The organism is Streptomyces sp. S465 (genome assembly GCF_026898115.1).
In the GTDB taxonomy this organism is placed as follows: Bacteria; Actinomycetota; Actinomycetes; order Streptomycetales; family Streptomycetaceae; genus Streptomyces; species Streptomyces luomodiensis.
In genome coordinates this window covers 5,057,008-5,068,798 of the sequence record NZ_CP114036.1, presented here as the reverse complement: position 1 = coordinate 5,068,798, position 11,791 = coordinate 5,057,008, and the positions used below count along the sequence as shown (strand labels likewise).

Genomic DNA, 11,791 nt, shown 5'->3' with positions numbered 1-11,791 from the left:
GGGGACGGAAGGCGCAGCGGAGAGGAGACGCGGCATGGCCGACGCGGCCGACGCGGCGATCGTGGGCAGCGGCCCCAACGGGCTCGCGGCCGCCGTCACCCTGGCCCGCGCGGGGCTGCGGGTGGCGGTGTACGAGGCCGCCGCCGCCATCGGCGGCGGGCTGCGCACCCAGCCGCTGTTCGACCCGGAGATCGCACACGACATCTGCTCGGCGGTCCATCCCATGGCGGCCGCCTCCCGCTTCTTCCGCGAGTTCGGCCTGGCCGCGCGCGGGGTGGACCTGCTGGCGCCCGAGATCTCCTACGCCCATCCGCTGGACGGCGGGCGCGCCGCGCTCGCCCACCGCGATCTGGCGGCCACGTGCGCCCGGCTCGGCCCGGACGGGGAGCGCTGGCGGCGGCTGATGGCGCCGCTGCTGCGGCACAGCGAGGGCGTGGTCGACTTCGTCCTGTCCGGGCAGCGCACCCTCCCCCGCGATCCGCTGGTGCCGGCGCTGCTGGCCACACGGGTGCTCGTGCACGGCACCCGGCTGGGCCCCGCCCGCTTCTCCGGTGAGCAGGCGCCCGCCCTGCTCACCGGGGTCGCCGCCCATGCCGTGGGCGAACTGCCCAGCCTGGCCGGCGGTGCGGTGGCGGCCCTCCTGGGGCATCTGGCGCACGGCCCCGGCTGGCCGCTGCCGCGCGGCGGAAGCGCCCGGATCGCCGAGGCCATGGCGGACGACATCACCGCGCACGGCGGCACCGTCCACACCGGGCGCGAGATCAGCGACCTCGCCGAGCTGGCCGGGCATCGCGCGGTGCTGCTCGACACCGGCGTCCCCGGGCTGCTGGACATCGCCGGGCGGGCGCTGCCCGCCCGCTACGTCCGGGCGCTGCGGCGGTTCCGCTACGGCCCGGCCGCCGCCAAGGCCGACTTCCTGGTCAGCGAGCCGATCCCGTGGGCCGACCCGGCCGTGGGCCGCGCCGGGACCGTGCACCTGGGCGGCAGCCATGGCGAGCTGGTCCGGGAGGAGACCCTGACCACGCGCGGGGTCCGCAGCCGGGCACCCTTCGTGCTGCTCGTCGACCCGGCCGTCACCGACCCCGGGCGCGCCCGGTCCGGCAGACGTCCGGTGTGGGCCTACGCCCATGTGCCGAACGGCGACGACACCGACCCGGTGGAGCTGATCCGCTCCCGGATCGAGACCTACGCCCCCGGCTTCGGCGACACCGTGCTCGCGGCGCGCGGGGTGTCCGGACGGGACCTGGAGCGTTACGACCCCAACTGTGTGGGCGGGGACATCGGCTCGGGCGCGATGACGCTGTGGCAGAGCCTCGCCCGGCCCGTGCCCCGCCTCGACCCGTACCGCACCCCGCTCCCCGGGCTCTTCCTGTGCTCGTCGGCGACCCCGCCGGGGCCGGGGGTGCACGGGATGTGCGGCTATCTGGCCGCCCTGTCGGCGCTACGGCACCGTTTCGGAATACGGAAGCCCCCGCCCCTCGCCCCGGAGCCGTAGGAGGGTCACCCCCGCTTGCAGATCCGGTCCAGCAAATTCGCCGTCGCCCGCTGCACCCGCTCATCCACATGCCCCGGACGATCCAACGCCGGCGACCACGCGAACGTCCCCGACGCGAACACCAAAGCGCCGCGCACCCCTGCCCGACCGCCGCACCCCCGCCACACCCGACCGCATCACCCCCGCTTGCAGATCCGGTCCAGCAAATTCGCCGTCGCCCGCTGCACCCGCTCATCCACATGCCCCGGACGATCCAACGCCGGCGACCACGCGAACGTCCCCGACGCGAACACCAAAGCGCCGCTCGGGGCCCGGTAGAGGGAGGTTTCCTGGTGGCGGGTGGCCCCCTCCGTGTCCTGGTACGGGGAGTGGGCCAGCAGGATGCGGCGGAGGTGGTCGGGGAGGGCGGTGCGCGGGAAGTAGCGGTCGGCCTCGCCCGCGACCAGGCCGGGCAGCTCGTCGCCCTCCTCCGCGCCCGTCGCCTCCCACAGCCAGTGGCCGGCGTTGCGCACGATCAGCGGGCTCGGCTCGGGCACCCGGCCCGCGTACTGGATGCCGATCAACTGCTGTTCGGGCACGGTCTCCCGCCACAGCGCCGAGCGGCCGGGGCCGCGCCGCTTGCGGCAGGTCAGCAGCCGGTCCGGGCCGGAGGGCGAGGGGGCGAGTTCGACCTGCCAGTACATGGTGTTCGCGGAGAGGAAGACCAGTGAGGTGCCGCTGTCCCGGGCCGACTCCACGGTGCGGCGCATCGGCGCCGACCAGTACTCGTCATGGCCGGGGAAGACCAGCCCCCGGTAGCGGGTGGGGTCGACGCCGCCCGCGTGCAGATCGCGCGTCTCGGCGTAGGCGAGGTCGTAGCCGTAGCGCTCGGCCCAGCGGATGAAGTCGTAGGCGTGCCCCACGTGCAGGGGCAGTCCCGCGCCCGCGTACGGGCGGTCGAAGGAGACCGTGGTCGCCGCCTCCGACTCGCCCAGCAGCTTTCCCCGCTCGTCCCAGGCGTGGTACAGGCTGGCGCCGGTCCGGCCGTCCTCCGGGTAGAGGTTGTACGCCTGCCAGGTGAGGTCCGGGAGGACGAGGAGGAGATCGGCGGGGCGGTTGTCGCGGACGGTGAACGGGATGTGGCTGCGGTAGCCGTCCACGGTGGTGAGCACCGCGACATACGCGCCGAGGTTCCAGTAGGAGGGGATCTGGAGCCGCCAGGACAGCCACCAGTGGTGGCAGGAGACGGTGCGGTCGGCGGTGAGCGGGGGCGGCTGGACGATCCCGGACAGCCGGGGGCTGGTGGTGATCTTCAGCGCGCCGGCGCCGTCGTAGTAGCCGATGCGGTAGATGTCCACGCTGAACTGCTGGGGCGGGTCCACCGTGATCCGGAAGTCGATGGCCTCGCCGGGGGCGGCCGCGGAGGCGGAGGGGAAGCCCTTGATCTGCCGGTGGACGTCGTCGGCGGTGCGGGGGCCGGGGATCCTGGCGGGGCCCTTCTCACCGGGCCGGGCGACCGCCCGGTCGATGGCCCCGGAGAGGTGGACGTGGTCGACGTACCACGGGACCACACGGCCGGTGTCGTCGAAGTAGTTCTCGCTGTCCCGCAGCCAGGGCAGCGGGCCCTGGCCGAAAGGATCCGTCACCGCGTGGGCGAGCGCCCCCGATTCCCAGCGCCGGATCTGGTCCGTCCCCATCAACTGCTCCCCTCCCTGCGTACCCGGCGGCGCCGCGCCTCGCTGTCCTCGCACACCGCACCGCCGTGGTCCGGCCTTGTGGGCCGGGCTGCGGGGCCGGTTCGACGGTCCGGGCCGGTGGGCCGGGACTCCTGGGCCGGGTGACAGCGACCGGTCCCAGCACATCACATTACGCACCCACTCCATCACCGATTGTCGCTAATTTGCCGAAACAGCCACCGAACGCGCGACAAGGGCGGACATAGGGCCGATGCGCGGCACACCCTGCGCGGCTACACCAGCCGGACGGGCTTCTCCGGACGGACTCCCACCTCGCCCAGCCAGGCCCGCAACGGCCCGTCGTCACCGTCCTCGACCAGGCTCAGCACCGGACGGGCCAGATCGGCCCGCCGCCGCCCGCCGACGAGCAGCGCAGGCCCGTCCAGCCAGTCGAGGCCGGGGGCCGCGCCCGCGGTGTCCACGGCGGCGCAGCAGACCATGGCGGTGACGTGGTCGGCGAGCAGCTCACGGCCGGTGCGGGGCGGTTGCAGCGGGAACACCGGGGCGAAGCCGTCGATCCACGGGTCGCCGCCGGGCCCGGCCGTGGGCCCCTCCGCACCCGCCGCGCGGTCCCGGCCGTGCGCCCGGGTGGCGGCGGCCTCCTCGCGGGCCACCTCGACGCTGAGCCGGGCGGCGAGCCGGGGCGCGTCGCCGTCGAGCCCGTCAGGGCCGTCGGCGGGGCCGGCCGGGTCGGCGGTGAGCCGGTCGATGACCCGGGCCAGGGTGGGCGGTTCGGGGGCGCTCACCGGAGCCGGTGCGGGACCGGCGCCGGCGGGGTCGTGGGCGTCGTCCCGCTCGTCCAGGACGCGGTTCAGCCGGGCGGCCTCCTGCCGCCATTTGCGGTCCACGACCTCCTCCGGGTACGTGTCCCAGTCGACCGGGGACCAGTCGGGGCCCGGCTCCGACGGGCCGCCGTGGAAGAGGCGGGCGGCGAGCAGCGAGGTGGCCTCGTCCATCGCCCCGGGCTCCTCCAGGAGGTCACAGGCGGGGCGCTCGCTCAGCCGGGAGGTGAACCCCTCGGCGAGCCGGTCGCGGCGGGACAGCTCGGTGAGCGCCGAGACCACGCCCGCGTCCAGCCGGGAGGGCCAGCGGCCCATCCGCCAGGCGGGCAGCGCGACCCGGGTCAGCAGCCGGTCCCAGCCCGCGTAGGCGAGGCCCACCTGCTCCTGGGCGACGATCCGCAGCCCGTAGTCGACCGACTGGGCCCGCTCGGAGGCGGCCGCGGCGACCGCCCGCTCCATCTGGGCCGCGTGGTCCCGGCAGCCGCGCAGCAGCAGCCGGGCGACCCAGCCGACGAAGCCGAAGGCGGGCCGGCGCACCGCCGCCACCAGGACGGGGGCGGGGCCGGACGACGGCTCGCCGCCGCGGGCCGCGACGGCCACGGCGGCGTCCAGCCCGCGCACGAAGCGGCGGGCGGAGGCTATGTCGGGGTGGACGGACGGGCCGGTGCCCGCCACCACCGGGGCGAGCAGCGCACGCAGCTCGGCCACCCGCATCCACCACAGGAACGGCGAACCGATCACGAGCACCGGAGCCCGTGGCACACGCCGCTCGGGGCGGTCCACGACCCGGTCCGCGGCCGGCCGGCCGGGCGCCCTGGCGCCCCGGCCGGTGCGGGGCTCCTCCACCGCGAGGGCGCCGCGGTCCCGGCGCTCCCGGCGGCCCGCGTACGCCGGATGCGTACGGTCCTCCAGCCAGCTGTCGCAGTCCGGGGTGAGCGCTATGGCCGAGGGCGCGGGCACCTCCAGGCGCTCGGCCAGATCGCGGACCAGCTGGTAGAGGTCGGGCGCCGTCTCCTCGGCGATGGGCACCGTCGGGGTGAGCGCGGGCTTGGCCCGGACGACTACGGCGGCCACGGCCGCCGCCAGCAGCAGGACCAGCAGGGCGCCGCCGGTCACCACCCAGCGCAGGGCCGTCCAGCCCTGGCCGTGCGAGCCGCCGATGCGGCCGCTGGCGCTTCCGGCCAGCAGCACGACGGCGGCGGCGGCCGGGAGGAGCGCGACCGCGAGCGCGGCGCTCCGGATGCGCAGTACCGCGAGGGCGCGGACGCGCGCCTCCAGCGCACCTGCTTCGGGACCTGCCACGGTTCTCGTCACCCCCTACTGTCCGGCCGGTGGTGGAACAGCGGACGACGGCGGCGTTGCCTTCTCCCCACCCACTGTCGCACCGGCCGCCCACTCCGCAATGCCGGTGGGCCAGTTGCCGCACCTCGCCTGAGCGGCACACTAGTTGGGGGCCGGGCGCGCGTCAGCAGGATGCGGAAGCGCTCACCCGATGGAATGGCCTTGGGCGCGACCGGGAACTTCTCGGTGGCGCCGCCGGACCCCCTGTGAACAGCCGGAAACGGCCTCCGGGACGGTTTCCGGCACCTTGTGCGAGAGCCGGTGTGAGAGTGGTTACGAGACCGCTTCGGCCGCCGCCTTCGCGGCGATGTCGGAGCGGTGGTGGGAGCCCTCCAGCCCGATCCGGCCCACCGCGCGGTACGCCCGCTCGCGCGCCTTCGCCAGGTCGGCGCCGGTCGCGGTGACGGAGAGCACCCGGCCACCCGCGCTCACCACCTCACCGGACGCGCCGTCCCGCTTGGTGCCCGCGTGCAGGACGTACGCCTTGGGGCCGTCCTGCTCGGCCACCTCGGCCAGTCCGGTGATCGGGTCGCCGGTGCGCGGGGTGCCCGGGTAGTTGTGCGAGGCGACGACCACGGTCACGGCGGCCCCGTCGCTCCAGCGCAGCGGCGGCTCACCGTCCAGGCGGCCGGTGGCGGCGGCGAGCAGCACCCCGGCCAGCGGGGTCTTCAGCCTCGCCAGGACCACCTGGGTCTCGGGGTCGCCGAACCGGGCGTTGAACTCGATCACGCGGACCCCGCGCGAGGTGATCGCCAGGCCCGCGTACAGCAGCCCGGAGAAGGGCGTGCCGCGGCGGCGCAGCTCGTCGACGGTGGGCTGGCAGATCGTGGCCACGACCTCGTCCACCAGCTTGGGGTCGGCCCAGGGCAGCGGGGAGTAGGCGCCCATGCCGCCCGTGTTCGGGCCCGCGTCGCCGTCGTAGGCGCGCTTGAAGTCCTGGGCGGGCTGGAGCGGGACCACGGTCTCGCCATCGGTGATCGCGAAGAGGGAGACCTCCGGGCCGTCCAGGAACTCCTCGATCACCACCCGGCCGCAGGCCAGCGCGTGCGCGCGGGCGGCCTCGACGTCCTCGGTCACCACGACGCCCTTGCCCGCGGCCAGACCGTCGTCCTTGACGACATAGGGCGCGCCGAACGCGTCCAGCGCCTCGTCGATCTCGGCGGGCGTGGTGCACACGTAGGCGCGGGCGGTGGGCACGCCCGCCGCCGCCATCACATCCTTGGCGAACGCCTTGGAGCCCTCCAGCTGCGCCGCCTGCGCGGACGGCCCGAAGGCCGGGATGCCGCGCTCGCGCACGGCGTCGGCCACGCCCGCCACGAGGGGGGCCTCCGGCCCCACGACCACCAGGCCCACCTCCAGCGAGGCGGCGAGGTCGGCGACGGCGGCGCCGTCCAGCGCGTCGACCGCGTGCAGCTCGGCCACCTCGGCGATGCCGGCGTTGCCGGGGGCACAGTGCAGTGCGGTGACGTCGGGGTCGAGGGAGAGAGCGCGGCACAGGGCGTGTTCGCGGGCACCGCTGCCGATGACGAGGACCTTCACGGTATGCACCCTACGGCCTCGGCCGGACGCCATCCGTCGGCGGGGCGTCGAGGACGTCTCCGATCGCCGGGGAACCGGCCCCCTCCGGTGGGGCGAGCGGGCCCGGACCGAACTGCGCGTGCAGGACGACCAAGGAGAGGGGGCGAGGGGGCACTCTTTCGGGTGAGGGGTGGGCGGTCCTATACCCGATGGGGCAGCTCTTACGAGCGGACATTCCGGGCTCGGGTCCACGTGGCCAGCCGTTCGGCGGTAGGAATGGTGGTTCGCGCATCAGCCGCGCGCCAGGAGAAACGCCGCCGCAGAGGGAGTTGCACGGTGAGTCAGCCGGAGATGCAGCCCGAGGGGCTCCCTCGGCAGGAGGGTGCGAGGAAGCAGGGTGACCTGCTCGGCCGGCCCTTCCCGCACGGCGACTGGGGCGAGCCCGCGGAGCGGCTCGACGAGTTGTACCGGTGGGTCGAGGAGGGCGCGCTGGAGGTCGCCCGGTGGTACCTCGCCGACCGGGTGTGGAAGCGGCGGACCGCCCGGGTGCTGCGGGTGGGGGCCACGGTGGCGGCCGTCGTGGGGGGCGTGCTGCCGCTGCTGGATCTGATCGGGGCGCTGGACGGCGGCGCCGGCTGGGGAGCGCTGGCGCTGCTGCTGGCGGTCGCCTGCGTCGGCGGCGACCGGTTCTTCGGGCTGACGTCCGGCTGGATGCGGGACATGGCCACGGCGCAGGCGGTGCAGCGGCGGCTGGAGGCGCTCCAGTTCGACTGGGCCTCGGAGAGCGTCCGGGAGGTGCTGGGCCCGACCGAGGGCACCGCGAGCGAGGCCGTGGAGCGGTGCCTGTCGGTGCTGCGCCGGTTCTGCGAGGACGTGTCGGAGCTGGTGCGGGCCGAGACGGCGGGCTGGATGGTGGATTTCGGCTCGGGTTCGGCGCCGCTGTTCACCCAGTCGCTGATGGCCCAGGGCACCCGCCCGGACAGCGGGAGCCCCACGAGCCGCTTTCCGCTGCCGCCGGGCCCCACCCGGCCCAATATGCCGCGGCAGCGTCCTCCCGAGCCGCCTCGCTGACTCGTTCTGCCGGTTTTCTGCCCGTTGGAGACGGTCTTCTAGCTGAAGACGATCATCGAGCCCTGGCCCAGACTGCGCGTCGCCGCCGCGTGCAGCCCCAGCCACACATGCCGTTCCCGCGCGAAGGGGCTGTCCTCGTACGGGACCGACGCGGCCGGCTCCTCGAGGCTCGTCGGGCGGGACGGGGGCGCGGGGGCGGCCGGTGGGTTGGACGGGTCGATGCCGAGCGCCGGGGCGACCGCCTCCAGTTCGCGCAGCAGTCCGTGGCTGGAGCCCAACGGGCCGCCGCCCTCGAGGAGTTCGTCGTTGGACAGCGGACCGGGGAAGTCGACGGGGACATACGCGCCCGCGTGGTCGTAGTGCCACACCAGATGCGACTGCTGGGCCGTGGGCTCGAACATCTCCAGCAACTGCTCGTAGTCGCCGCCGAGTTCGTCCACCGGTGTCACCGCGAGTCCGCACAGCTGGAGCAGATAGGCGCGGCGGAGAAAGTGCAGCGCGTCGTAGTCGAAACCGGCCACCGGGGCAACATCCCCGGATAGTCCCGGCATATAACTGAAAACGGGTACGGGCGGCAGACCGGCCTCACCGAGCGCCTTGTCGTACGCGGCGATCTCTTCGGCGAAGGGGTTGTCGGGGCTGTGGCACAGCACATCGACGAGGGGGACCAGCCAGAGGTCACATGCCACGCGATCTCACTCTCGTATCCGTACGGTCGATGGTCGGCCCAGCGTAATGCCCCGCGTACGCGGCGCGAAGAGTGCTGGACGCGGACAGGGGAGATCGGGGGGAGGTCAGGGGGACCTCAGGGGGACCTCACGGGGAGTCGGCCCCTGGCCCGGCTCCCGGCTCGGTCCGCGAGCGTGTCTCCTCACCCGCCACCAACTGCTCGATCAGCGCACGGAAATGCGCGTTGTACGCCGATATCAGCCGCTCGGAATCCTCGGGATCCCCGCGGGTGACCGCCTCCATCAACTCGCGGTGGCCCGCCCACAGCATGCCGCGCAGATCGGGTACGCGGCGCAGATACGGCACCGTGAAGACCCAGGTCTGCACCCGCAGCCGCTGGAGGAAGTCCAACACGTACGGATTGCCGACCAGACCGCAGATCTCCCGCCAGAAGCGCAGGTCGTAGCCGATGAGAACGTCCAGGTCACCGGAGCGGGCGGCCCGCTCGGCCTCCTGCGCCCGTCGCCGCACCGAGGCCAGCGCCTGCGGGGTCATGGCGCGCAGCGTCTGGTCGACGTAGTGCCGGAAGACCCCCTCGACCACCATCGTGCGGGCGTCGACCATGTACCGGAAGTCCTCGATGGTGAACTCGTGGACCCTGAAGCCGCGATGCTCCTCGACATCGAGCAGCCCCTGGGAGCACAGGTCCAGCAGCGCCTCCCGGACCGGGGTCGCGGAGACGCCGTACTGCTCGGCGATCTCCTTGACGGTGAACTGGCGCCCCGCAGGGAGCCTGCCCGCGAGCACCTCGTCGCAGAGCGCGTCGGCGATCTGCTGCCGCAGGGTGTTCCGCTTGACCGGGCTGGCGCCGGGCACGGGCATCGAGGACCGTCTCCTTCCACGGCCGTCGGTGTATGAATGCGAACGGCCTTCGCATCACGATATGCGAGGGTCGTGCGCGAAACACGCAGAGTACGGCGGTGGTCTACGCCGGGCACACACCAGGCGGCGGTCGGGCACCGACTGGACGGCAAACGGGCAACGGCCGGAAGACGGACCGCACCGGCGCGGCCCACCCGGGGTCCGGGGCGGCCGCGCCGCATCCGCGTCGGCCGCGACACAGGACGGATACGGAACCGATAACGGATCGTCCGCGTCGTCCACTTCGCTCTCAGCCGCCCTTATTCTCTCCAGGGGGCTGATCAGGGGGATTCAGGGGAAGGGACGATCGACGCATGCAAGAACTGGGGGCGGAGGACCCTCGCTGGATCGGTGACTACCGGCTGCTGCGGCGCCTTGGCGCAGGTGGTATGGGCCGGGTGTTCCTGGCCCATTCGTCACGCGGCCGCACGGTGGCGGTGAAGCTCGTCCAGACCGAACTCGCCCAACAGGCCGAGTTCCGGCGGCGGTTCAAACAGGAAGTGCGGGCCGCGCAGCGGGTCGGGGGCACCTGGACCGCGCCGGTGCTGGACGCCGACACCGAGGCCGCCACCCCGTGGGTCGCCACCGGCTACATTGCCGGGCCCTCGCTGCACGCGGTCGTCTCCGAGTCCGGTCCGCTCCCCGAGCGGACCGTCCGCATCCTGGGCCACGGCCTCACCCAGGCCCTCCACGACATCCACGACGCCGGTCTGGTCCACCGTGACCTCAAACCCTCCAACGTCCTGGTCACCATCGACGGTCCGCGCGTCATCGACTTCGGCATCGCGCGGGCGCTGGAGACCGTCACCGACGGCATCCTCACGCGCAGCGGCGCCGTCGTCGGATCGCCCGGGTTCATGTCGCCCGAGCAGGTGCGCGGCGAGCGGGTCACCCCGGCCAGCGACGTCTTCTGCCTCGGCTCGGTGCTCGCCTACGCGGCGACCGGACGGCAGCCCTTCGGCACGGCCGACAGCGGTGTGCACGCGGTGATGTACCGCATCGCGCAGGAGGAGCCGGACCTGGAGGGGCTCCCGGAGGGGCTGCACGCGCTCGTCACCGACTGCCTGAAGAAGTCCCCGGACGACCGGCCCTCGCTGGAGGCGCTGCTGGAACGCACGGCCGGCCCGGACGACGACGCCGAGCCGTGGCTGCCCGGCGGGCTCGTCGCCCAGCTCGGACGGCATGCGGTGCAACTCCTCGAGGTGGAGACGCCCGCCGGGCCGGGGATGCCCGCGCGGCCGGCCGTACCGCCCGGGGCCGGTGCGGCGGGCCCCGCCGTACCGCCGCCGCCCTCCGCGCCGCCGTCGGCCACGTCGTACCCCTTGGCCCCGGCGGAACCCCCCACGCCGCCACCGCCCACCGCACCGCCCCTCCCCTCGGCCGCGCCCCTTCCCCCGGCGCCGTCCGCCCCGCCGTCGGCGGGGCCGGGGCCGGGGCCGGCCGGTGCGGGGCAGCCCGGCGGCCAGACCGCCGCGAGCCAGGCGGGCGCGGGGGCCGCCGGGCCCGCGGCACCCGGCGGACCGCACGCCAGTACGCCACCGTCCAGCCCCGGGCAGGCCCCCGGACCACAGGCCGGTCCGGGCCAGGGCGCACCGGGACCCGGCACCCCGTACCCCGCCGCACCCGCGACGCCCGCCGGGCCGTCCGCCACGCCGCAGGCAGCCGCAGGCCAGGGCGCGGCGAGCCACGGCAACGCCGGTGCGCCGTCGCCCGACCCGCGACAGGCCGCCGGGCAGGCGGGCCCGGACCACGGCGCCCCGGGCCGGTCCGGGGCGCCGTCCGCCACACCACGGCCCGGTGGGGAGCCGGACGCCGCACCGCAAGCGGGCCCCTCGGGCCCAGGCGCGAACCAGGCGACTCCGGGTCACCCCGCCGCCGCACCGGTGGCGGGCGCCGCGCACGCCGGGGCGGCCCCCGGAGCAGCCGCCACGCCACCCGGCTCGCCCGGCGGGGCCGGGCCGGACCGGGGCGCACCGGGGCACGGCGCACCGTACGCGGCCGCACCCGCGACGCCCGGCGGACCGTCCGGCGCGGACGCGGCGGCGCCCGGCCAGCCCGGCTCCGGCAACCCCTACGCCGCCGAGCAGGCCGGGGCGCCGTCATCCGACGCAGGGCATGGCGCCGCCGGGCACCCCGCACCGCCGCAGGCAGGGGCGGCCGCCGGAGCTTCCCAGCAGCCCGGTTCCGCCGGCCCCTACGCCGGGGCGGCCCCCGGTGCGCAGGCCCCCGGGGCGTACGGCTACCCGCCGAACGCCGCGCCGCCGCAGGCCGTCGCGGCG

General features: G+C 75.2%; 7 protein-coding genes and 1 pseudogene. 3 read left to right on the top strand and 5 right to left on the bottom strand.

Annotation, left to right across the window (positions count from 1 at the left end; translation table 11 throughout):
• The first annotated feature begins 34 nt into the window (after positions 1-34).
• Positions 35-1,495: a phytoene desaturase family protein gene (locus N6H00_RS21400; protein ID WP_268973422.1), complete on the top strand. Its 1,461-nt coding sequence runs from the start codon at positions 35-37 to the stop codon at positions 1,493-1,495.
• A 176-nt stretch (positions 1,496-1,671) separates the two neighbouring features.
• Here N6H00_RS21400 and N6H00_RS21395 read toward each other — a convergent pair whose 3' ends face one another.
• The 3 genes from N6H00_RS21395 to purD all read right to left on the bottom strand — a co-directional run bounded on the left by N6H00_RS21395 (position 1,672) and on the right by purD (position 6,872).
• Positions 1,672-3,171 carry a N,N-dimethylformamidase beta subunit family domain-containing protein gene (locus N6H00_RS21395; protein WP_268973421.1) on the bottom strand — a complete coding sequence of 500 codons (1,500 nt, stop codon included), beginning with the start codon at positions 3,169-3,171 and terminating at the stop codon, positions 1,672-1,674.
• Between the two features lie 272 nt (positions 3,172-3,443).
• A complete protein-coding gene (locus N6H00_RS21390; protein WP_443073002.1) occupies positions 3,444-5,294 on the bottom strand; it encodes a hypothetical protein in 1,851 nt (616 codons plus the stop codon).
• Between the two features lie 312 nt (positions 5,295-5,606).
• A complete protein-coding gene (gene purD / locus N6H00_RS21385; RefSeq protein WP_268973419.1) occupies positions 5,607-6,872 on the bottom strand; it encodes a phosphoribosylamine--glycine ligase in 1,266 nt (421 codons plus the stop codon).
• Positions 6,873-7,187: 315 nt separating this feature from the next.
• On the opposite strand from purD, the gene N6H00_RS21380 reads away from it, so the two are divergent.
• Positions 7,188-7,922 (top strand): SLATT domain-containing protein, encoded by a 735-nt coding sequence (locus tag N6H00_RS21380; protein WP_268973417.1) that lies wholly within the window; start codon positions 7,188-7,190, stop codon positions 7,920-7,922.
• A 38-nt stretch (positions 7,923-7,960) separates the two neighbouring features.
• On the opposite strand, the gene N6H00_RS21375 is transcribed toward N6H00_RS21380, so the two are convergent.
• Both N6H00_RS21375 and N6H00_RS21370 read right to left on the bottom strand, forming a co-directional pair.
• Positions 7,961-8,611 (bottom strand): hypothetical protein, encoded by a 651-nt coding sequence (locus tag N6H00_RS21375; RefSeq protein WP_268973416.1) that lies wholly within the window; start codon positions 8,609-8,611, stop codon positions 7,961-7,963.
• Between the two features lie 127 nt (positions 8,612-8,738).
• Positions 8,739-9,473, bottom strand: a complete 735-nt coding sequence (locus N6H00_RS21370) for a GntR family transcriptional regulator (RefSeq protein ID WP_268973415.1) — start codon at positions 9,471-9,473, stop codon at positions 8,739-8,741.
• 353 nt (positions 9,474-9,826) lie between these two features.
• On the opposite strand from N6H00_RS21370, the pseudogene N6H00_RS21365 reads away from it, so the two are divergent.
• Positions 9,827-11,176 (top strand): annotated as a pseudogene (locus N6H00_RS21365) (serine/threonine-protein kinase); the annotation flags it as partial.
• Positions 11,177-11,791: the final 615 nt, after the last annotated feature.